We start from the raw sequence: 21,722 nt of genomic DNA on the forward strand, positions 1-21,722 counted from the left end.
CATCCTCAAACACCGCACGGGCTGACGATCCCCATCCAGAGATCCCTCCCCCTCCGTCAGAAAAGGCTCAGCAGTGCCTCTGCCGGATCCGCCAGGGCCTTTCCCCCGTGCGGGAGGGGGAGTTCGAACCACACTGTCTTGCCGCGTGGTGTGCGTCGAGAGCCCCAGCCTGCGGAGAGAAGGCCGACGAGTTGGAGGCCGCGGCCGCCCTCGTCCGTGTCGCGGGCGCGGCGTCGGCGGGGCTGGACGAGGCCGGCGTCCCAGACCTCGCAGACCAGGGTTCGGTCGAGGAGGAGCCTGAGTCGGATCTCGCCCTCGCCGTAGCGGAGGGCGTTGGTGACCAGTTCGCTGACCAGCAGCTCGGCGGTGTCGACGAGCGGTTCGAGGCCCCAGGACACCAGCTGGGTGCGCGCGTACTCCCGGGCCCGCCCCACGCTGCGCGGCTCGCGCGGCAGGGTCCAGTCGCCGACGGAGTCGGCGGGCAGCCCCTGGACCCGTGCCATGAGCAACGCGATGTCGTCCTCACCGTGCAGGGTGTCGAGGGTGTTGAGGACGTGGTCGCAGACGTCCTCCAGGGGGCTGGACGGGTCGGTCAGCGCGCTGACGAAGGCTTGCAGGCCCTCGTCGAGGGGATGGTCGCGCGATTCGACCAGTCCATCCGTGTAGAGCGCCAAAAGAGCACCCTCGGCAAGCTCGACCTCGACCTCCTCGAAGGGCTCGCCGCCGACACCCAGCGGCATGCCCGGCGGCACGTCGAGCATCAGCGCGGCCTCGCCGGGCTCCACCAGGACCGGCGGCAGATGGCCGGCGTTGGCGAAGGTGCAACGGCGCGTGACGGAGTCGTAGACCGCGTACACACAGGTGGCCAGGTAGACCTCGGAGAGGTCGGCGTCGCGGGACTGCCGTGCCGTGCGGGTGGCCTGCTGGACACCGCCCGGCGTGCCGAGTCCGCGGGCGATCTCGTCCAACGCCGAGAGCACCTCGGCCGGTTCGAGGTCGAGAAGGGCCAGCGTCCGTACGGCGGTGCGCAGTTCGCCCATCGCGACCGCCGCGCGCAGACCGCGCCCCATCACGTCGCCGACCACCAACGCCGTGCGGTGGCCGGGCAGTTCGATGACGTCGAACCAGTCGCCGCCGACCTCGGTGGCGGCGTTGCCGGGCAGATACCGGCAGGCGATGTCCAGGCCGGAGGCCTCGGGGTCGCCCGGGGGCAGCAGGGAGCGCTGCAGGATGAGCGCGCGCTCGTGCTCACGGCGGTAAAGGCGTGCGTTGTCGATGCAGACCGCGGCCCGCGCGGCGAGCTCCACCGCAAGCGCCCGGTCACGGTCCCCGAACGGCTCGCTGCCCTTCGTACGCGAGAACTGCACGAGGCCCACCACGGTGTCGTGCGCGACCATCGGCACGGCGAGCGTGGACTGGATGAGGCCGCCCTCTTCGGCGGGGAGGTACTGCGGGCGGGCGGTGCGCAGGACGTCCGCGCAGGGCGAGTTGAACGGGAAGCGGTGGACGGCGCCGACGGCGACGGGCGCGGGTCCGCCGGCGAGGGGCGCGTCGGAGACGGCACTGGCGAAGGCGACGCGGCGCAGTTCGGCGCTGCCGTCGGCGAGTCCCGGCGGGGTCTCGTCACCGGCCAGGAGGCCCTGGTAGAGGTCGACGGTGGCGAGGTCGCAGAAGCCGGGGACGACGACGTCGAGGAGTTCGCGGGCGGTGGTCTCCAGGTCGAGGGAGTTGCCGATGCGGGCGCCGGCCTCGTTCAGAAGAGCGAGATTGCGCCGTGCGGAGGCGGCTTCGCGCGCCGCGGCACGGCGGGCCGTGATGTCGGTTCCGAGCCAGGCGATGCCGATGGGGCGGCCACTGCCGCTGTGCACTCGGTAGAGGTTGATGGACCAGTGGCGGCGCTCTTCGGAGCCGGGCACATGGCCTGTGACGTGCATGTCCGTGATGGAGTCGCCGGTCTCCAGGACACGGCGCAGGGTCGCGGCGACACGCTCGGCCTCGGAGCGCGGCAGATAGTCGTGGACGCCGCGCCCGCGGTGGTCCGCGGGAGTGCCGCCGAAGGTCGAGGCGAACCGCTGGTTGGCACGCCGGACCCGCAGGTCCGTGTCGATCAGCAGAAAGCCGAACGGAGATTGTCCGAAAATCGCCTGCGAGGCGGCGAGGTCCGTCTCAATCCGCCGGAGGGTGCGGACGTCGACGACGATGCACACGGCGGCCCGCTCGCCGTCCTCGTTGGTAGTCGGCATCACATAGACCTCTGCGAGGCCCTCGGCGCCGTCCTGATCGGTCTCGGTGGGCGGCATCCGGAAGGGAACCACGCCGGTCCACTCCCGGCCGTCGAGGATCTCCGCCATCTTGCGGTGTCCGAAGTCACGCCGGTCCGGGGCGACGAACGCCGCTATGGGGTCCATGCCGACGGCGCGGTCCGCGGATATCCCGAAGAGCTGCTCCGCGCGCAGACTCCACTGGTCGACCAGCCCGTCGGCGCCTATGGAGAACGAGGCGACCTTGATGTAGTCGTAGATCGAGCCGGGCGGGCTGCTCTGCCACATCCCGTCGCCCGCCCTGCCGCCTCTCGTGTCGCCCATCCCCTCGTCCAAGGGGGACAAGGTGGATCGACGCACGACGGAGTCACCCACGGCCGAGTCACCCACGGCGCCAGTCCTCGCGCCGTCCGACGGGTCCTCGGACTCCGTGGCCTTCGCTGGTATCTCGCTCACGCGAACCGTCCCCTCCAGCTCACCGCGTCCGGCACCGGTCACCGGGGGCGGCTGACCGCAGTATCCAGTACTACGGCGCCGCACAACACGGTGTTCACGATCACAGCACGGTCCCGATGATTTTTGGACCGGCCGCGACATACTCCCAGTCTTCTAACCAGGTGGCACCCCGTCGAATCCAAGAGTCCGGCAACCGCCAGTGGCCTGAACCAATCGATTGGCCCGTGCTCCGGACGGATCCCCCTCATCCAGGCACCGCCAGCTCGAACCAGACCGTCTTGCCGGTCTCCCCCGGGCGGGTGCCCCAGCGACGCGAGGATCTGGCCACCAGCTGCAGTCCGCGGCCGCTTTCGTCGTCGACGTCGGCGGCCCGTTCGCGGGGCGGGTCGGGCAGTGGGTCGGAGACCTCGACCAGCAGGGCGTCCGGCTCTCCGCCGCGCCGCAACAACCGTACGCCGATGGGGCCCGTCGCATGTCGCAGGGAGTTCGTCACGAGTTCGCTGACCAGCAGCGCGGCCATATCAGCAAGGCAATCCAGCTGCCAGGTGCGCAGCTGGTCCCGGACGACGGCCCGAGCGTTGCGGACGGCTCCCGGCTCCGCGGGAAAGGTCCACTCGGCACAGTCGTCTTCGGTGTCGATCACGCCGATCACTTCCCAGGCCCGAAGCGCACCCATGTCCGGTTTCATGGGGTTAATTGGCACATACCCGATATCCGGGACGCCTTACCGCACCTGACAGCGCACTGTGGCGCGAACGGCGTACGAAGCGCCGAACAAATGCCATCGCACGCGCCCCCACCTCCGGACGTCAGCGACGTGTCCCCGAGCGAGACGAGCAGGGCCCGCATGATCCATTCCAGCTCCTCGAAGTCGCCGTCACCGAGACCGAGACCGGAGAGAAGTCTGCGCATGATCGCCGCGAGGGCCGCGGGCCTGGCGACCAGCCCGACGAACGGCTGGGCCGAGGACGAGGTCAGGAAGGCCATCGGTGTGGCCGGCCGCGACGACCTGCACATCGCGCTGCTCGTGCCGCTGGGCCATCCGGCCGAGGAGCGGCATCTCACGGCCTGAACAGACCACCCAGCGGTCCCAGATCTCGCCCTACAACCCGACCGGGTCCCACACCAGCAGCGTCGCCTTCACGGCGGGAACGTCCTGGTCCAGCCAGTCCACGTCCCAGATCTCGTCCGGTGTCAGCCAGCGCAGCTCGTCGTGGTCCTGGAGTGGCTGTGGATCGGGCGAGCCGGGGAGCAGCCGTGCGGTCCACACCTGGAGGACGTACGGCACTCTCAGGGGCCACTCCCCCGGGACGCGGCCGGCCGGCTCCGCGGTGACGCCGAGTTCCTCGTGCAGCTCGCGCGCCAGGGCCAGTTCGGGGGTCTCGCCGGGCTCGACCTTGCCGCCGGGGAGTTCCCAGCGTCCGGCGAGCTCCGGGGGTGCGCTGCGGCGGGCGGCGAGCAGTCGCCCGCCGTTCAGGAGGGCGGCTCCGACCACCACGGTCCGTTCGGTCATGCGCCGGAGCCTACGGGAGCGCCCCCGACCCCCGGGCGCGCCCGCCGGTCGGGATCACCTGCTCGCGCTCTGCCCGTTCTGGCCGAGCCGCTCGACCCAGTAGAGCTGCTTGTGTCCGCGGTCGTCGAGGCTGTCCGCGATCTTCTGTGCCTCGGCACGGGTCGCGTACCTGCCCACGCGGTAGCGATTGCCGTTGTCGTCCTGCCGGATGACGAGCCAGGGAAGAGTGATCGTGCCGTCGTTCATCGAGCCCCTCCGCTTCCCGCCCCGGGCCCCCGCCTTGCCTCGACCTCTAACGAAACCGCAATCCGCATATGCCCGAGCCTACGCCTAACCTTCACGCAGCGAACACGGCTTTTCACAAAGAGGTACGCAACAAGCCAGGAAGGGGACTTGAGTCCTGGGGCGCACACCGCCGAACGCGCCGTCGACCGCATTCCGCCACGCCTCCGAGCAGGGCAAAGTCTTTACAGGGCACGGCTGTTGAGAAAGGCCAGATTCCAACCGGGCTGGCTTGGGGGCCACTTCACCGGCGGCAGCTGCCGCGCCCCCCGCGGCTACTTCATCGGCGGCCACTACCGCACCCCCCGCGACCACTTCACCGGTGCGGCCGCCCGCTGCCCTCGACTGCTGCACCGGCGCGGCCGCCCACCCCCCCTCGGCTACTTCACCGGCAGGTGGTACGAGATCCGGTACCGGTCCGCCGGTACGACGACGTCCGCAGTCTCCACCGGACGCCCCGACGCGAAGAACGTCCGCTGGATCACGACGACCACGTGCCCCGGAACGCCGCCGAGCGAGAGGAGCTCCTCCGCGAGACCTGGGCGGGCGCCCACCTCCTCCGTGACGTTGTCCACGATCACGTCGATGGCTGCCATGCGCTCGACGACACCCATGCCGCCGAGCGGGCCCTCCTCGGGCAGCATCACCGGCGTACGGCCGGTGACGGCGAGGGGCTCCCAGGACGTGGAGAGCATCATCGCCTCACCCCCGTCCCGGTAGACGTAGTTCGTGCACATCACGCGGTCGCCGGGCTGCACGGAGAGCCGCTCGGCGACCGCGACGCTCGCCTCGACCTGCCGGCTGCGGGACTCCCAGGTGCCTCGCGCGGAGACGTCGGCCTGCTCCTGACGGAACGGGGTGGCGCCGCTGTCCGGCCGGTACCCGGAGCGGGCGACGCTGCGCGGCACCGGCCGCTCCCTTACGTAGGTACCCGAGCCGGAGCGGCCCTCGACCAGGCCCTCGGCCATCAGCACCTTGCGTGCCTCCAGCGCGACCGTGTCCGAGACGCCGTACTCCTCGCGGATCCTGGCCTGCGAGGGGAGGCGGGTGTGTGGGGGCAGTGAACCGTCGACGATCTTCTGGCGGAGATCACCCGCGACGCGCAGGTAGGCCGGCTGCTCACCGAATGTCACTGGCCGCTCCCATCAGGTTGTACAGACAGCAACAGCCTGGCAACCGTGGGTTGTCTCACGCAAGCAAAGGCCAAAGATTCACTCGATGTGATGACTTGCGCTTGCCAAGGGCTTTACCCAGGCACTTTCTCCCCGGTATAGCCGCCGTCACACCTCCAGATCGGGGTCGCCCCCGCCGTCGCCCGCCGAGCCGTCGTCCCCGCCGTACGTCGGCGGGCTGGTGGCAAGGCCCAGAGCCTCGCGCGTGGTGACCGTCTTCTCGGGGTCGGTGAGGTCCAGCCCCTTCTCGTAGTGCACGTAGAAGGCGTCCACGTCCCCCGCGTCCGCCGCCTTCGCCCACTCCTCCTGCGCGAGGTCGAGGTCCTTCAGGAGAGTGGCGACGGGCTCGGCGGCGTCGGGGGCGAAGGTGTGGCCGCGGAGCATGCCCGTCTGCTCCGTGAGCGCGTCCGCCACCCTGGTCGCCCACTCCTTGTGACCCGGCAGATCGTCCTCGACGTACTCCGTGTCGGGCACCGAGTCCATCGCCGCGTTCAGCACGCGCGCGGCCTCCAGGTAGGCGAGCTGGTCCGCGTCGAGCGTCGTGGCGTCCTGGCGCAGCGAGCCGGTCAGACTGGCTGTCTCCTCGACGTTCCCGAACACGCAGGTGATCTCGCGGTCGCCCAGGCCCCAGCTCTCCCGGGTCGGCGTGAAGTAGTACAGGTCGACATTGTCCGGGACGGCCCAGGTGTCCATCGCATACGCGTCCTGGAGGGTGTAGCACTTGTCGTCGGCGGTGTCCGAGATCACGCTGTCGCCGGGATAACTTCCTTCGCTCATCAGGAAGTTCGCGACCACCTCGCCATGGTGCGCACCGGCGCACGGCACCTTGTCGACGTCGTACGTCATGCCCTCCAGCGAACCGCCCGGCACGTCGAAGCAGTCGCCCTTGTCGAGCGAGAAGGTGCTGTTCTGCGAGTCGTTCGCCGCCTCCTTGAAGCCGTCCCAGAAGTCGCGCGCACCGCCCGTGGTGACCGCGAGCAGGGCCAGCACCATCCCGAGCGAGGACAGCACCACACCCCCGACCGCCATCCCCTTGCCCCGCTCGCCCCGCTTCTTGATCTGCAGCAGCGCGACGATCCCGAGGACCAGCCCGACGCCGGGCAGGAAGCAGAGAAGGCCGAGCACGAGCGCGGAGATCGCAAGCCCGTTGACGGGGACCGGCGGGATGGGCGCGGGGTAGCCGTAGCCCCAGGGCTGGTGAGGCTGCTGGAACGGCTGCTGCTGGTACAGGCCTTGGGAGTAGGGGCCCTGTGGGTACGGGCCCGGTGGCGTCCCTGGAGGCGTACCGGGAGGCGGGTACTGGCCCTCGGGCTGCTGGGGGCCGGGCGGCGGGGATATGGCCACAGGTACGTACCTTGCTCCTGGTCCGGGCGGGTGCGGGTTCGGCGTACGAAGCGCCGTACGAACAGCAGTACGGCTGGGCGCATCGTAAACGCGGCACGAGCGGGGACGGAATGCGGGGCCGTGCTCGACGTCCTCCTTGCGCTGCACGGCGCCGCACGCCTCGTCCTCGCGGCCGGCCGGGTCACGGACCCGAAGCCGTACCGCGAGGACGAGTAGTCGCTGTCCCTGCTCAGGACTCAGAAATCAGAACTCAGAAATCAGAACTCAGGACTCAGGACTCAGAACTCAGGACTCAGAACTGCAGGGCCCAGGAGTCGATCCGCCCCACGTCCTGCGCCGCGTTGTCACTGACCCGCAGCTTCCATACGCCGTTGGCGACCTCGGAAGAGGCGTTCACGGAGTACGTGGTGTTGATGTTGTCGGCGCTGCCGCCGGTGCTGTACGCCTTCAGCGTGTACGCCGTGCCGTCGGGTGCGATCAGTTGCACCTGAAGGTCACCGATGTACGTGTGAACGATGTTCACCGGCACGCTCAGCGCCGCGGATGCGTTGCCCGTGACCCCACTCACCGTGACCGGCGACTCGACGGTGGTGTTGTCGGCGATCGCATAGTCGGCGGTGTTCTCGAAGCGCGGCCCGGTCGGCGGCGGAGTCGTCGTACCGCCGGGGACGTTGAGCAGCCGGTTCGGCGAGCCCGTGCCGGGGCCGGTGACCACGCCGGTCGACGAGAGGTTGATGAGCGCTGTCGCCACCTGCGCGGGTGTGGCCGTCGGGTTGTCGGCCAGATAGAGCGCCGCCGCGCCCGCCACGTGCGGTGCCGCCATCGACGTACCGGAGATGGTGCTCGTGGCCGTGTCGCTGGTGTTCCACGACGAGGTGATCGAGGAGCCCGGCGCGAAGATGTCCAGGACCGTGCCGTAGTTGGAGTAGCTGGCGCGGGCGTCGGTCGAGGTGGTCGCGCCGACCGTGATGGCCTCGGTGACGCGCGCGGGCGAGTAGTTCGACGCGTTCGCGTTGCTGTTGCCCGCCGCGATGGAGAAGGTGACCCCCGAGGCGATCGCGTTGCGGACGGCCGTGTCGAGCGTGGTGTCCGCGCCGCCGCCGAGCGACAGGTTGGCGACGGCCGGCTTGACCGCGTTCGTGGCGACCCAGTCGATGCCCGCGACGACCCCTGCGGTCGTGCCCGACCCGGCGTTGTCGAGAACACGCACGCCGACGATCTTGGCCTTCTTCGCGACGCCGTGCAGGGTTCCGGCGACCGTGCCCGCGACGTGCGTGCCGTGGCCGTTGCCGTCCTGCGCGGTGTTGTCGTTGTCGACGGCGTCGTAGCCGTAGGAGGCACGGGTGCCGAAGTCGCTGTGGGTGATGCGTACGCCGGTGTCGATGATGTACGCCGTCACGCCCGTCCCGGCCGAATCCGGGTAGGTGTAGCTGTTGTCGAGCGGAAGGGTCTTCTGGTCGATGCGGTCCAGGCCCCAGGAGGGCGGGCTGGGCTGGGTCGCACTGATGTGGAAGGTGCGGTTCTGGACGACGGAGGCGACCGCCGGGTCGGCGGCGAACTCCTTCGCCTCGGCCTCGGTGGCCTCGACCGCGTAGCCGTTCAGGGCCTTCTTGTACGTACGCTCGATGGTGGCGCCGTACTCCTTGGCGAGGGCCTTGCCCTCGGTGGAACCGGCCTTCGCGGCGTCCGCCTTGAGGGTCACGATGTAGCTGTCGGCGACCGCGTTGGCGGCGCCGGCGTACTGGATCTTTCCTACTCGCTCCGGCGCCGCGTTCGCGGGGAGAGCGGAGACGACTCCGAGGACGAGGGCGGCGCTTGCTATACCGGCCATTCTTCGGCGGGTGTGACGCATCACTGCCATCTGAGGGATCCTCCTCAATCGGTGGTGCGCTGTCGTGGGGGCGGTACAGCACAGGCAGACAGGGCCATGCCGGTCCACTGTGCGGATCGCCATGCCGATCCACCGTGCGGATCCTGTTCGAACCCCGTGCAAAACCTGTGCGTCTGCCGAATGATTGAGGCTCCCGCACGAATTGCACAAGGGGCCCTGCGGGGACGTAACACATGTGCCATACGCCAGTCATGACACAACGTCACCAAACCGCACATCTACGCTGCACACATGACCTCATTGCCGGATTGTTACTGCCCGGTGGACGGCACCCGCGTCCCCGCCGGTTCGCTCGCCTGGTGCTGCCCGGCCTGCCGCGGCCCGCTCGACCTGGACTTCGCCCCGACACCGGCGACCCTCAAGTCCCTTACAGGACGCGTCAATTCACTCTGGCGCTACACGGAGTGCCTGCCGCTGGCGGCTCCCACCATCAGCCTGGGCGAAGGCCGTACGCCCCTGGTCCCGCTCCGGGACGGCATCTCGGCCAAGCTCGACTTCCTGATGCCGACGCTGTCGTTCAAGGACCGCGGTGCCGTGCTCCTCGCCGAGCTGGCCCTGCGACTGGGGGCCCGGCAGGTGCTCGCGGACAGCAGCGGCAACGCGGGGACGGCGATCGCCGCGTACTGCGCGCGGGCCGCGCTGCCGTGCACCGTATACGTCCCCGAGGGCACGTCACCGAAGAAGCTGGAGCAGATCGGGGCACACGGGGCGCGGTTGCGCGTGGTCGACGGCGACCGTGAGGCCACCGCGGCCGCCGCCCGGGAGGCCGCGGACGAGGAAGGCGTGTTCTACGCCTCGCACGTCTTCAACCCCTACTTCCTGGCCGGAACCAAGACCTACGTCCACGAACTCTGGGAGGACCTCGGCGGCCGCCTCCCCGACGTCATCGTCGTCCCCGTCGGCAACGGCACCCTCCTCCTGGGCGCCGCCCTCGCCGTCGCCGAACTCCATTCGGCGGGCCTCATCGACCGCCGGCCCGCCCTCTACGCGGTCCAGGCCGCCGCCGTCGCCCCGCTCGCCGAGGCCTGGCACGCGGGCGCCGACGACTTGATCGGCCCGACCCCGACGGCTCCCACCTTCGCCGAGGGCATCGCGATCCAGCGCCCGCCGCGGGCCCGCCAGATCCTGCGCGCGGTACGGGACTCCGGTGGCGCGTTCCTTACGGTGACGGAGGATCAGATCCGGCACGCACAGACGGACTTGGCGTCACGGGGTCTGTATGTGGAGTCGACGGGGGTGGCGTGCTGGGCGGCCGTCCGGGACGGGGTGCTGGGCGAGCGGTCGGCGGTGGTGCCACTGTGCGGGGCGGGGGTGAAGACGGGACTGGCTCACTGAGGGACGGCCTTGGAAAACACGCCCGCCAGGCGCTGCTGTTCCTCCTCGACGATGCGGCGGGCGAGGCCGCTGTCCGAGACGTCGACGGCGTCCGGGGTGTGTTCGGCGGTGTCGCTGCGGCGGGCGTAGGCGTCGAAGAGGCGGGTCTTGTTCTTCAGGATGTCCAGAAGTCGCTGGTCGACGCTGTCGGTGGCAAGGAGACGGTGGACCTGGACCGGGCGGACCTGGCCCATGCGGTGGGCGCGGGCCACGGCCTGGTGCTCCATGGTCGGCTTGACCTGCGGCTCGCAGAGGATGACCACGGACGCCGCCTGCAGATTGAGGCCGACGCCGCCGGCCTCGATCTGGCAGAGCAGCACCGCGTGCCCGGGGGCGGCCGTGAAATCGTCCACCAGGCGCTGTCTGCGCGCGGCGGGAACGGCGCCGGAGATCGGGCCGAACATCCCCTCCCCCAGGGCGTGTTGGACGGTGGCGAGGACATCCTTGAAGTAGGAGAACACGACGACCTTCAGACCGTTCTCCGCCGCCTCCGCCACCAGCTCCCGCAGCCGTTGCAGCTTCGCCGACCTCGCCGCGTCGGCGTACCCGGCACGGCGCATCGCCATGAAGTTCCCGTCCTCGACGGCCTTGCGGTACGCCGCCCGGTCCGCCGCGCCGAACTCCTCCCACTCGTCGACCTGGAGGAGTGCGGGCAGTTCGGTCAGGACGTCCTGCTGGTTGCGGCGCAGATACGCGGGGGCGACGGACCGGCGGAAGACGTGCGGCCCCGCGGCCGCGGAGCCGTTGTGGATGGTGGGGAGAAGGCCGGGCTGAAGGTAGCGGACCAGGGTGCGGAACTCCTCGACACGGTTCTCCATGGGCGTACCGGTGAGGAACAGGACACGGTCGCAGTGTCCTGTCCAGGCGGCGACCGACTTGGAGCGACGGGTATCGGGGTTCTTCACGTAGTGCGCCTCGTCGACGACGAGCATCCCCGGCCTGGTACCCGTGGAGCCCTTGGTGCCGTCGGGCTCGGGCAGGCTGTGCAGCACGTCGTACGTGGTGATCGCGACACCTCCGCGTTCCCGCCACTCCTCGTACGCGTCCAGCCGCTCGGAGCCGTGCACCGGCAGGGCCCGCAGGGTGCTGCGCGCGCCGATCTCGCGCGTCCAGTTGATCAGCACGCTGGCCGGGCAGACGACCAGGAAGTGGCTGTGTCCGTCCGCCGCGAGATGGGCGAGCGCCGCGATGGCCTGCACGGTTTTCCCGAGCCCCATCTCGTCGCCGAGGACGACCCGCCGCTGGGCCAGCGCGAATCGGGCGCCGAAGGCCTGGTAGCCGCGCAGCGAGACCCGCCGGTGCGTGTCGTCCAGCTCCTGCGCGTGCACCCGCTCGGCGACCTCCGACGGCAGGAACCCCTCGGAGGCCTCGACATCCGGACGCTGCTGCGACACCTCGGCGAGCTGGCTGTAGTACTCCGTGGAACGCAGCTCGAAGTCGACCCACGCCTCGATGTCGGAGGCGGGTTCGCGCAACAGGTCCGCCGACGCCTGGGCCAGCAGCAGTCGTACGTCTCTGGCGGCGGCGCCGGTGGTCAGCTCCCGCAGTTCCACGACCGCCGCCCAGGCGCTCTCGCGCCGCTGCCGCCCCGCGAGCGCCATCCGCAGCCGCCCTCCGGCGGGCCGGGCCGCCGGCAGCAGCGCGCCGAGCCGCTCGTCGAGCCGGGTGGCCGCGTCCACGGCCCGGCGCAGGTCGGGACCGGCCTCCACCAGGGTGCGCAGGGCGACGACCAGGGCGGTCGTCCGGGGCTCCGGGTGATCGACGTCGATCCGCACGGAGACGGTCTCCTCCACCGCCCGCGCGATCTGCCGCGCGGCGGCGAGCGCACGGTCGGCGGTCTGCGCCCCCACGCCGGGCACCTGCCGCAGCTCGTACCGGCTCGTCCCGTACACCGCCCGCACCGATTCGAACCCGGCCGACTCCAGCGCGCCGAGCCGCAACCGCCCCTCGGTGACGTCCTTCAGCCGCGAGACGGGGATGGACTCCAGCTCCCCGGCGACCAGTTCGGCATGTATCGGCGCCAGCGCCGCCCGCACCGCTTCGAGCGCCCGCGCGTGATCGGCGAGCACGGCGCGCGCGGCCCCGTACAACCGCGCACCCGCCACGACCAGTTCCCTGGCCCGCCGCCCGACCGGCAGGGCTTCACCGGCCCTCCCCGCCCGCGCCGGACCCGGCCTCCCACTCCCCTCCACACCCGCCATGCCGCGCCCCTCTTGAGCCGTCCGCCCCGATGCGCGCATCCTTCCACGGAGCACTGACAGCGACGGCCTTGACCTGGTCGGGGGGCAGCCTCCATGGGAGGCGGCACCTTACCTACGGGTCCTACGTGTCCTACGTGACAGAATCACGGCCGACGTCGGCTCCGCGGATGACGACGCGTCCTGGTCATCCGTGAACCGCATTTCCGCACAGGAAGATCGGCCTCGGCAACGCTGCCAGGCCGGGAGGTCTGCGCATCCAGGTCGAGGTCCGGGACGAAGGGCTGCGCCTGGAAGACCTACGCATGCCCGGGAGGGTGACGAACGTGAGCACGTGGCAGCGGAGCCTGACGGCGGCTGGGGTCCGGGAGCCGCAACTGCGCAACGACTACGACTACGGGCGTCGGCTGGTGTCGCGGTTCCGCCGTAGTTCCTACCTGGCGGCCCGTTTGCTGCTGCCGCCGTCGGTGCTGCCGCATGTGGTGGCCGCGACGGCCGTGATGCACCACGGGGACAACCTGCTGGACACCGGCCCGAAGCCGCAGCGGATCGCGGCATGGGCATCCTGGGAGCAGCGGGTTCGCAAGGCACTGGAAACGGGGGTGGCCGACGACCCGCTGATCCGCATCTTGCTGCACACTGTCGCTGCGTATCCACGGCTTCGGGGAGTGGTGGAGGAGTATCTGTCCACCGCCGGCGCCGAGCTGGAGTTCACCGGCTTTGTCTCCGAGGCCGACTACCAGGCCTACGTGGACGCCTACTCACTGCCCGCCTTCATGCTGGTTGCGGTACTGCTGGGCCCTGAGGACGGTGACGCCCGGTACCGGGCGATGTGCCGGACGCTCATCGACGGCAGCCAGCGACTGGACTTCGTCAATGATCTCGCCGAGGACGTCGCGGAAGGACGACCGGGCATTCCGGCTCAGACGCTGGCGAGCTTCTCGGTCACGGTGGCGGACCTCGTGGCGGGGCATGAGCCGCCCGGTCTGCGCCTGTTGGTGGAGCACGAGGTCAGCGCGGCCCGGGCGGCCCTCAAGGCAGCCCGTGAACTGCTCTCCCAGGTCTCGGCTCCCGGCCGGGCACTGCTGAACGCCTTCGTCGAGATCGAGCTGCTGACCGCCGACGCGGCACTGGCACGCGGAGCAGCGCTGCTGCACGGCTCCGCAGGTCCGCCGCTCCTGGGCACGCTGCGGGTACTGCGGATTGCTCGCCGGACCAGACGCCTCCCCTCACCGTTCACAGCGTGAACATCAAGCAGCTCTGTGGTTCCAGGGGCACTCGCGAGGTCCGGTAACACAGAAGGAGCCGGACGGCCTCACCAAAGTCCGACCCCTTCCCACCTGCACACTTGACGAACTACCAGCGTGGAGTAGAGACCCGATTACACGTTGAACCGGAACTCCACCACGTCGCCGTCCTGCATGACGTAGTCCTTGCCTTCCATGCGGGCCTTGCCCTTGGCTCGGGCCTCGGCGACCGAGCCGGTCTCGATGAGGTCGGCGAAGGAGATGACCTCGGCCTTGATGAAGCCCTTCTGGAAGTCGGTGTGGATGACACCGGCGGCCTCGGGGGCGGTGGCGCCCTTCTTGATGGTCCAGGCGCGGGATTCCTTCGGGCCGGCCGTCAGATAGGTCTGGAGGCCGAGGGTGTCGAAGCCGACGCGGGCCAGGGTCGCCATGCCGGGCTCCTCGACGCCGACCGACTCCAGGAGCTCCATCGCTTCCTCCTCGTCGAGCTCGGCGAGGTCCGCCTCGAGCTTGGCGTTGAGGAAGATCGCCTCGGCGGGGGCGACCAGGGCGCGCTGTTCGGCCTTGAAGGCGTCGTCGACCAGTTCGTCCTCGTCGACGTTGAAGACGTAGAGGAACGGCTTGGTGGTGAGCAGGTGCAGGTCGTGCAGCAGTTCCTCGTTGCCGGAGCCCTGGACGATGCCCGCGGAGAAGAGGGTCTCGCCCCGCTCCAGGATCGCCTGGGCGGCCTCGACCGCAGCGACCTTCGGGCCGATGTCCTTCTTGATGCGCGACTCCCGCTGGAGGCGCGGCAGGACCTTCTCGATCGTCTGGAGATCCGCGAGGATCAGCTCGGTGTTGATCGTCTCGATGTCGTCCTTGGGCGAGACCTTGCCGTCGACATGTACGACGTTCTCGTCCTGGAAGGCGCGGATGACCTGGCAGATCGCGTCCGACTCGCGGATGTTCGCGAGGAACTTGTTGCCCAGGCCCTCACCCTCGGAGGCGCCCTTCACGATGCCGGCGATGTCGACGAAGTCGACGGTGGCGGGAAGGATCTTCTGCGAGCCGAAGATCCCGGCCAGCGTCGCCAGTCGCGCGTCAGGGACGCCGACCACCCCGACGTTCGGCTCGATCGTGGCGAACGGGTAGTTGGCCGCGAGCACGTCGTTCTTGGTCAGGGCGTTGAACATGGTCGACTTGCCGACATTGGGCAGACCGACGATTCCGATCGTGAGCGACACGTTGCGACTTCCCGTACATGAGGATGGGCGAGGGGGCCCGGGAGAGCGCGGGCCGATCCACCAGTCTACGGCGTGCGCGATCCCGCACCGGCGACGTATCGAACGCTTGGCCAAGGTCTGCCCTCCGGCGTGTCTGAAGGCCTATTCCACACATAAACCGACCTAAGTTGGTCCAGTGGAGCAACACAGGACGCGTCCCTCTCAGGCCGGACCGCAGTACCGACCGCGCCGCGGCACGCCGTTCCCCTCGCAGGCCGGGCGGAGTGCGGCGGGCGCGGTGCGGCGGGGTTCGGCGGTGGCCCGGCGGCCCGTTCCGCCCGTCGTCCAGGCGGTACGGCGGATGCCGAACCCCCGGCTCACCGGGCTGGGCAGTGGGCTGTTCTGCGGTGCGCTGATGTTCGCGCTCGGCTGCCTCGACCAGTTGCTGTTCGGGGCGTCGCCGCTGGTGTACGGCGTGCTGTTCCTGCCGGTCTGCGCGCTGACCGCGGTGTGGGTGCGGCGCGGTGACCTCGTCACCGCGCCGGTCGTCGTACCGATCGCCTTCGCCTTCGGGCTGCTGCCCGTCGCCGACGACAGCGGGGGTGGGGTCGGGGGGCGGCTGATGGGGCTGGTCACCGCGCTCGCCGTGCAGGCGGGATGGCTGTACGGGGGGACTCTGGTCGCGGGGCTCATCGTGACCGTACGGAAGGTCCGGCTCATGAGCCGCAGGGCCGCCCAGCGCAGGGCGGCGCAGGCCCAAGCCCAGGCTCCTGCACGTCGGCGTCCCGCCTAAGGTCCGTTGTGGTTTTCGCCGCTTCGCGGCAGGTTTCCCACCCCAGCCACCCGACTCGCCCCGCTACAAAGTCCAGCTCTAAAGCCTTACGCCGCCTTCGCCGCCCGCATCGCCGCCCCCACGATCCCCGCGTTGTTCTGCAACTGCGCCGGGACGATCTCGGCCCTGATGCCCTCGATCAGGGGGAGGAATCTGTCGGCCTTGCGGCTGACGCCTCCGCCGATGATGAAGAGCTCGGGCGAGAAGAGCATCTCCACGTGGGCGAGGTACTTCGTGACCCGGCGCGCCCAGTGCTCCCAGGTGAGCTCGTTGTCATCCTTGGCCTTGGTGGACGCGCGCTTCTCCGCGTCGTGGCCGCCCAGCTCCAGGTGGCCCAGCTCGGTGTTCGGCACCAGCTCGCCGTCGATGAAGAGCGCGCTGCCGATGCCCGTGCCGAAGGTGAGCAGAATGACCGTGCCCTGACGGTCGCGGCCCGCGCCGAACTGCATCTCGGCGACGCCCGCCGCGTCCGCGTCGTTCAGCACCGTCACCGGAAGGCCGCCGAGCCGCTCGCTGAGCAGGGCGCGCGCGTCGGTGTCGATCCAGTTCTTGTCGACATTGGCGGCCGTACGGATGATGGCCTCACCGGTGACCACTCCGGGGAACGTGATCCCGACCGGACCCGTCCAGCCGAAGTGACCGACGACCTCTTTCACGCCGTCCGCCACCGAGTCGGGCGTCGCGGGATGCGGGGTGAGCACCTTGAAGCGCTCCTCCGTCAATTCGCCGCGGTCCAGGTCCACAGGAGCGCCCTTGATCCCGGAACCACCGATGTCCACACCAAAGATCTGCATGAACCCCAATTTACGGCCTGCGACTGACAGTCACTTCTCGGAGGGAGCACAGCCCCGGAACCTTCACGTCCGGAGGCCGTGCGACCGGCCGGTCGGTCACTTGCGGCCGGTGCGCTCCGCCATCAGGGCCGCCGCCTCCGCGCGCAGATCGCGGCGCAGCTCCTTCGGCAGCGAGAAGGTGATGGACTCGTCGGCCGTCTTCACCGTCTCCACGTCGCCGTAGCCACGGGCGGCCAGCCACTCAAGGACCTCGTCCACCAGCACGTCCGGTACCGAGGCACCGGAGGTCAGGCCGACCGTGCCGACGCCGTCCAGCCAGGTCTCGTCGATCTCGGAGGCGAAGTCCACCAGGTGCGCCGCGGGGGCACCCGCGTCCAGGGCGACCTCGACCATCCGGATCGAGTTCGAGGAGTTCTTGGAGCCCACCACGATCACCAGCTGGGCGTCCTCGGCGAGCTTCTTCACCGCGATCTGACGGTTCTGCGTGGCGTAGCAGATGTCGTCGCTGGGCGGCGAGATGAGCTGCGGGAACTTCTCCTTGAGCGCGTCGACCGTTTCCATGGTCTCGTCGACGGACAGCGTGGTCTGGGAGAGCCAGACGACCTTGGACGGGTCGCGGACCTCGACCTTGGCGACGTCCGAGGGACCGTCGACGAGCGTGATGTGCTCGGGCGCCTCGCCGGACGTGCCGATGACCTCCTCGTGGCCCTCGTGCCCGATCAGGAGGATGTCGAAGTCGTCCTTCGCGAAGCGGACGGCTTCCTTGTGGACCTTGGTGACCAGCGGGCAGGTCGCGTCGATGGTGGCGAGCTTTCCGGCTGCGGCCTCGTCGTGGACGGCCGGGGCGACACCGTGCGCCGAGAACATGACGATGGCCCCCTCGGGGACCTCCGCCGTCCGCTCGACGAAAATCGCACCCTTCTTTTCCAGGGTCCGGACGACGTACTTGTTGTGCACGATCTCGTGGCGGACATAGATAGGGGCCCCGTACTGCTCAAGGGCCTTCTCGACGGCGATCACGGCGCGGTCCACACCCGCGCAGTAGCCCCGGGGGGCGGCAAGCAGGACACGGCGGCCAGGCGAAGCAGTCATGCACCCCATCGTAAGGCCGCGCCCGGCAGGTCAAAGATCGCCTCCTTGGGGAGACTGTTGGGGAGCTGGGAGGGATGAGGCCGGCCGCGACTCTCGGGAGGCACGGATGTCCGACACACAGACCTCGGCGGAAGCGGCCGGTGGTGCGGGTGAGGAGCGCGGGCTGCGGCGCAGTCTCGGTTTCCGGGACCTGGTCGTCTACGGGCTGCTGTTCATCGCCCCCATGGCACCCGTCGGCATCTTCGGCACCCTCGACGCCAAGTCGCACGGCGCGGTGGCCCTGGTCTACGTCGTGGCGACCGTCGCGATGGCGTTCACCGCGTTCAGCTATGCGCAGATGGTCCGTGTGGTCCCCCAGGCGGGTTCGGTGTTCGCCTACGCGCGCGTGGGGCTCGGAAAAGAGGCGGGGTTCGTCGCCGGGTGGATGGCGATGCTGGACTATCTGCTCATCCCGGCCGTGGCGTACCTCTTCTCCGGCATCGCGATGAACGCGCTGGTCCCGGAGGTGTCCCGGTGGGTGTGGACCGCGCTCGCCGTGGTCATCACGACGCTGCTGAACCTGTGGGGCGTACGGGCCGCGGCCCGGGTCGGTCTCCTGGTGCTCGCGATGGAGATCGTGGTCCTTCTTGTCTTCGTCGTGTCGGCGATCGTCATGCTCGCGCGCGACGGGGCCCACCGGAGCTGGCTGTCGCCGCTGTCCGGTGACGGCACCCAGGGGGCGTTCGCGCTGTCGGCGGTCATCGGCGCGGTGTCGATCGCCGTCCTGTCCTATCTGGGCTTCGACGCGATCGCCTCCTTCGCGGAGGAGGTCACGGGCGGTCCGGAGAAAGTGGCTCGGGCGGTGCTGTTCTGCCTGGCGCTCGCGGGTGTGCTGTTCGCGGCACAGACCTACCTGGTGGCACTCCTCGAACCGACGACGTCCGCGCAGCTCGCCGCCGACCCCGGGAAGCAGGGATCGGCCTTCTACGACGCCGTGGACACCTCCGTCGGGACCTGGCTGCACGACCTGGTGGCCGTGAGCAAGGCGATCGGCGCGGCCTTCGCTGCGCTCGCCGGGCAGGCCGCGGCGGGCCGTCTCGTGTTCGCGATGGCCCGTGACCGGCGGCTGCCGCGAGTCCTGGCGAAGACCGACTCCGGCCTGCCGAGGCCGGCGCTGCTGTGCGCGGCCGTCATCACGCTGATCGCCGCGGTCTGGGCGGCACGGCGCGACGACGGCCTCGACCAACTGGTGTCGGTGGTCAACGTCGGTGCGCTGACCGCCTTCACGCTGCTGCACGCGAGCGTGGTGGGCTGGTTCGCCGTACGACGGCGGGGTGGGCCCGTGGTGTGGTGGCGGCACATCCTGGTTCCGGTCGTCGGCGCCGCGATCACCATCGCCGTGATCGTCGAGGCCTCGGGGACGGCCCAGGTGGTGGGCGCGATCTGGCTGGCGGTGGGGCTGGCGGTGTTGGTGGGACAGAGAGGTCGGGGCGTCGCGGGGGCTGGTTAGTCGGCCGCCGCTGGGGCCGGCCGCGGGGGTTTTCGCCCCCTCCGCCCCTACCTGACCCTTGTTCCTGGGGGCTGCCGCCCCCAGACCCCCGCTTTCGGCCTGAACGGCCTTGTCCTCAAACGCCGGACAGGCTGAAAATGCGGCCCCCGTGGGTGGGTGGGGGATCGGGATGGCGCTCCTCGTCCTCGAACACCGGACGGGCTGAAACCGCGGTCCCCGTGAGTGGGTGGGGATCGGGATGGCATCGCCTCCTCCTCGAACGTCGGACAGGCTGGATCGTGCAGCTGTGTTGTCCGAGGCTGCGGCTACTCTCGCGGCATGGCTCTCAACACGTCCGCAGAGGCTCCGCTGCCCGTCGGCGAGGTGTCGCGGCTCATCGGGGGATGGATCGACCGGCTCGGGGCGGTGTGGGTCGAGGGTCAGATCACCCAGTTGTCGCGGCGCCCGGGCGCGGGGGTCGTCTTCCTGACGCTGCGCGACCCGTCGTACGACATCTCCGTGAGCGTGACCTGCTATCGGCAGGTGTTCGACTCGGTGGCCGATGTGGTGACCGAGGGCGCTCGTGTCGTCGTACTGGCGAAGCCCGAGTGGTATGCGCCGCGGGGGCAGTTGTCGCTGCGGGCCACCGAGATCAAGCCGGTGGGGGTGGGCGAACTGCTCGCGCGTCTGGAGCAGTTGAAGAAGACGCTGGCCGCCGAGGGGCTGTTCGCGCCGGAGCGCAAGAAGGCGCTGCCCTTCCTGCCGCAGCTCATCGGGCTGGTGTGCGGGCGGGCGTCCGCGGCCGAGCGGGACGTGCTGGAGAACGCGCGGCACCGCTGGCCGGCCGTCCGCTTCGAGGTCCGCAACGTCGCCGTACAGGGCGTGCACGCCGTGCCGCAGGTCGTGCAGGCCGTGAAGGACCTGGACGCGCTGGAGGGCGTCGACGTGATCGTCGTGGCGCGCGGCGGCGGCAGCGTGGAGGACCTGCTGCCGTTCTCGGACGAGCAGCTGGTACGGGCGGTCGCGGCCTGCCGTACGCCCGTCGTGTCGGCCATCGGGCACGAGCCCGACACCCCGCTCCTGGACTATGTGGCCGACCTGCGCGCGTCCACGCCGACCGACGCCGCGAAGAAGGTCGTGCCGGACGTCGGCGAGGAGTACGAGCGGGTGCGGCTTCTGCGGGACCGGGCGCGGCGCAGCGTCCATGCCTTCATCGACCGCGAGGAGCGCGGCCTGGCACACGCGCTGGCCCGGCCCTCGATAGAGGATCCGCACCGGATGATCGACGAGCGGGCGGATCACGTCGCCTCGGTCCTGGACCGCGGCCGGCGCACCCTGGGCCACCTCCTCGACCGCGCCGACTCCGAACTGACGCACACCCGCGCGCGCGTGGTGGCCCTCTCCCCCGCCGCGACGCTCCAGCGGGGTTACGCCGTACTGCAGAAGGCCGACGGCCATGTGGTCCGGGACCCCGCCGAGGTGACGGCGGACGAGCCGCTGCGAGCGCGGGTCGCCGAGGGTGAGTTCTCCGTCCGAGTCGATGCATAGGGTGGGCGCATGACCAGCAAGGTGGACGAGACGCTCGGGTACGAGCAGGCGCGGGACGAGCTGATCGAGGTCGTACGCCGGCTGGAGGCCGGTGGTACGACCTTGGAGGAGTCCCTCGCGCTCTGGGAGCGCGGCGAGGAGCTGGCGAAGGTGTGCCGCCGCTGGCTGGAGGGCGCGCGGGCGCGGCTGGACGCGGCGCTGGCCGAGGAAGAGGGAGCCGAGCACGGTGACGGGGAGGACGCGGACGGCACCCGGTCCGAGTAGCTCCGCCCCTCAGGCGAACGACATCGGAACCTGTGAAGCGAATCACTTCGCTCCGCTTTTAATTGAACTTTAAACATAGTGGCGTACTCTCGACGTTGCCAGCCGATCCCCCCGGATCCGTCGCAACGTATCGAGAAGGTTCAACCATGTCTCTCGTTCTTGACCCCACCGCACAGGACCTGCTGTTCCGCGAGGCCCGCACCGCGAACACCTTCACCGACGAGCCGGTGACCGATGAGCAGGTGCAGGCGATCTACGACCTGGTCAAGTACGGTCCGACCTCCATGAACCAGTCGCCGCTGCGGATCACCCTGGTCCGCTCCGCCGAAGCCCGTGAGCGTCTCGTCGCGGTCATGGCGGAGGGCAACCAGCCGAAGACGGCCGCGGCCCCGCTGGTCGCGATCCTCTCCGCCGACAACGAGTTCCACGAGGAGCTGCCGCAGCTCTTCCCGCACTTCCCCGGCGCCAAGGGCGTCTTCGGCGGCTCGCGCGAATTCCGCGAGAAGTCGGCCGCCCTGAACGCCTCCCTCCAGGCCGCGTACTTCATCATCGGCGTCCGCGCCGCCGGTCTTGCCGCGGGCCCGATGAGCGGCTTCGACGCCGCCGGCGTCCAGAAGGAGTTCCTTGACGACGACCACACCCCGCTGATGGTCGTCAACATCGGCCGGCCCGGCGAGGACGCCGCGTTCCCGCGTTCCCCGCGACTGGAGAGCGAGCAGGTCATCACGACCGTGTGACGCGGTGGTGGACAGGGCGAAGGGCTCCGGCGATATCGCCGGCGCCC

General features: G+C 70.0%; 19 protein-coding genes. 8 read left to right on the plus strand and 11 right to left on the minus strand.

The features are described 5' to 3' along the window. Nucleotides 1–56: 56 nt before the first annotated feature. Both ACFWP7_RS32430 and ACFWP7_RS32435 read right to left on the minus strand, forming a co-directional pair. Complete coding sequence (locus tag ACFWP7_RS32430; protein WP_384388757.1) at nucleotides 57–2,717, minus strand: SpoIIE family protein phosphatase; 2,661 nt, start codon at nucleotides 2,715–2,717, stop codon at nucleotides 57–59. 244 nt (nucleotides 2,718–2,961) lie between these two features. After that, nucleotides 2,962–3,393 (minus strand): ATP-binding protein, encoded by a 432-nt coding sequence (locus ACFWP7_RS32435; RefSeq protein ID WP_384388809.1) that lies wholly within the window; start codon nucleotides 3,391–3,393, stop codon nucleotides 2,962–2,964. A gap of 234 nt (nucleotides 3,394–3,627) precedes the next feature. Here ACFWP7_RS32435 and ACFWP7_RS32440 point away from each other — a divergent pair, with 234 nt between their 5' ends. Then, nucleotides 3,628–3,789 carry a hypothetical protein gene (locus ACFWP7_RS32440; RefSeq protein WP_384388759.1) on the plus strand — a complete coding sequence of 54 codons (162 nt, stop codon included), beginning with the start codon at nucleotides 3,628–3,630 and terminating at the stop codon, nucleotides 3,787–3,789. A gap of 30 nt (nucleotides 3,790–3,819) precedes the next feature. On the opposite strand, the gene ACFWP7_RS32445 is transcribed toward ACFWP7_RS32440, so the two are convergent. The 5 genes from ACFWP7_RS32445 to ACFWP7_RS32465 form a co-directional block, all read right to left on the minus strand. Next, a complete protein-coding gene (locus tag ACFWP7_RS32445; RefSeq protein ID WP_384388762.1) occupies nucleotides 3,820–4,230 on the minus strand; it encodes a (deoxy)nucleoside triphosphate pyrophosphohydrolase in 411 nt (136 codons plus the stop codon). Nucleotides 4,231–4,284: 54 nt separating this feature from the next. After that, on the minus strand, nucleotides 4,285–4,476 hold the full coding sequence (locus ACFWP7_RS32450) for an SPOR domain-containing protein (RefSeq protein WP_384388765.1): 192 nt from the start codon (nucleotides 4,474–4,476) through the stop codon (nucleotides 4,285–4,287). Between the two features lie 416 nt (nucleotides 4,477–4,892). Continuing rightward, the gene (locus ACFWP7_RS32455; protein WP_384388768.1) at nucleotides 4,893–5,645 is read right to left on the minus strand and encodes a GntR family transcriptional regulator; all 753 of its coding nucleotides are present in this window, start codon (nucleotides 5,643–5,645) and stop codon (nucleotides 4,893–4,895) included. A 147-nt stretch (nucleotides 5,646–5,792) separates the two neighbouring features. Further along, the gene (locus ACFWP7_RS32460) at nucleotides 5,793–7,028 is read right to left on the minus strand and encodes a DUF4190 domain-containing protein (RefSeq protein WP_384388771.1); all 1,236 of its coding nucleotides are present in this window, start codon (nucleotides 7,026–7,028) and stop codon (nucleotides 5,793–5,795) included. Between the two features lie 292 nt (nucleotides 7,029–7,320). Next, nucleotides 7,321–8,889, minus strand: coding sequence for a S8 family serine peptidase (locus ACFWP7_RS32465; RefSeq protein ID WP_384388774.1), 1,569 nt, complete (start codon nucleotides 8,887–8,889; stop codon nucleotides 7,321–7,323). Nucleotides 8,890–9,150: 261 nt separating this feature from the next. On the opposite strand from ACFWP7_RS32465, the gene ACFWP7_RS32470 reads away from it, so the two are divergent. Next, a complete protein-coding gene (locus tag ACFWP7_RS32470; RefSeq protein WP_384388776.1) occupies nucleotides 9,151–10,254 on the plus strand; it encodes a pyridoxal-phosphate dependent enzyme in 1,104 nt (367 codons plus the stop codon). Here the strand turns inward: ACFWP7_RS32470 and ACFWP7_RS32475 are convergent. Beyond that, on the minus strand, nucleotides 10,248–12,494 hold the full coding sequence (locus tag ACFWP7_RS32475; RefSeq protein ID WP_384388778.1) for a DEAD/DEAH box helicase: 2,247 nt from the start codon (nucleotides 12,492–12,494) through the stop codon (nucleotides 10,248–10,250). The two genes, ACFWP7_RS32470 and ACFWP7_RS32475, sit on opposite strands and share 7 nt — an antisense overlap. Before the next feature lie 323 nt (nucleotides 12,495–12,817). Here ACFWP7_RS32475 and ACFWP7_RS32480 point away from each other — a divergent pair, with 323 nt between their 5' ends. After that, nucleotides 12,818–13,738: a squalene/phytoene synthase family protein gene (locus tag ACFWP7_RS32480; protein WP_384388780.1), complete on the plus strand. Its 921-nt coding sequence runs from the start codon at nucleotides 12,818–12,820 to the stop codon at nucleotides 13,736–13,738. Between the two features lie 134 nt (nucleotides 13,739–13,872). On the opposite strand, the gene ychF is transcribed toward ACFWP7_RS32480, so the two are convergent. Next, entirely contained in the window at nucleotides 13,873–14,961 is a 1,089-nt protein-coding gene (gene ychF, locus ACFWP7_RS32485) for a redox-regulated ATPase YchF (protein WP_384388783.1), read from the minus strand. 175 nt (nucleotides 14,962–15,136) lie between these two features. Between ychF and ACFWP7_RS32490 the strand changes: the two genes are divergently transcribed. Beyond that, complete coding sequence (locus ACFWP7_RS32490; RefSeq protein WP_384388786.1) at nucleotides 15,137–15,733, plus strand: DUF6542 domain-containing protein; 597 nt, start codon at nucleotides 15,137–15,139, stop codon at nucleotides 15,731–15,733. A gap of 86 nt (nucleotides 15,734–15,819) precedes the next feature. On the opposite strand, the gene ppgK is transcribed toward ACFWP7_RS32490, so the two are convergent. Further along, nucleotides 15,820–16,566 carry a polyphosphate--glucose phosphotransferase gene (gene ppgK / locus ACFWP7_RS32495; RefSeq protein ID WP_384388789.1) on the minus strand — a complete coding sequence of 249 codons (747 nt, stop codon included), beginning with the start codon at nucleotides 16,564–16,566 and terminating at the stop codon, nucleotides 15,820–15,822. 96 nt (nucleotides 16,567–16,662) lie between these two features. Then, nucleotides 16,663–17,667: a 4-hydroxy-3-methylbut-2-enyl diphosphate reductase gene (locus tag ACFWP7_RS32500; RefSeq protein ID WP_384388792.1), complete on the minus strand. Its 1,005-nt coding sequence runs from the start codon at nucleotides 17,665–17,667 to the stop codon at nucleotides 16,663–16,665. 97 nt (nucleotides 17,668–17,764) lie between these two features. On the opposite strand from ACFWP7_RS32500, the gene ACFWP7_RS32505 reads away from it, so the two are divergent. The 4 genes from ACFWP7_RS32505 to ACFWP7_RS32520 all read left to right on the plus strand — a co-directional run bounded on the left by ACFWP7_RS32505 (nucleotide 17,765) and on the right by ACFWP7_RS32520 (nucleotide 21,675). Next, on the plus strand, nucleotides 17,765–19,147 hold the full coding sequence (locus ACFWP7_RS32505; RefSeq protein ID WP_384388795.1) for an APC family permease: 1,383 nt from the start codon (nucleotides 17,765–17,767) through the stop codon (nucleotides 19,145–19,147). A 318-nt stretch (nucleotides 19,148–19,465) separates the two neighbouring features. After that, nucleotides 19,466–20,674 carry an exodeoxyribonuclease VII large subunit gene (gene xseA, locus ACFWP7_RS32510; RefSeq protein WP_384388798.1) on the plus strand — a complete coding sequence of 403 codons (1,209 nt, stop codon included), beginning with the start codon at nucleotides 19,466–19,468 and terminating at the stop codon, nucleotides 20,672–20,674. A gap of 9 nt (nucleotides 20,675–20,683) precedes the next feature. Further along, on the plus strand, nucleotides 20,684–20,938 hold the full coding sequence (locus tag ACFWP7_RS32515; protein ID WP_384388801.1) for an exodeoxyribonuclease VII small subunit: 255 nt from the start codon (nucleotides 20,684–20,686) through the stop codon (nucleotides 20,936–20,938). A gap of 146 nt (nucleotides 20,939–21,084) precedes the next feature. Then, entirely contained in the window at nucleotides 21,085–21,675 is a 591-nt protein-coding gene (locus ACFWP7_RS32520; protein ID WP_384388804.1) for a malonic semialdehyde reductase, read from the plus strand. Nucleotides 21,676–21,722 lie beyond the last annotated feature (47 nt).

The organism is Streptomyces sp. NPDC058470, from assembly GCF_042721055.1.
GTDB lineage: Bacteria > Actinomycetota > Actinomycetes > Streptomycetales > Streptomycetaceae > Streptomyces.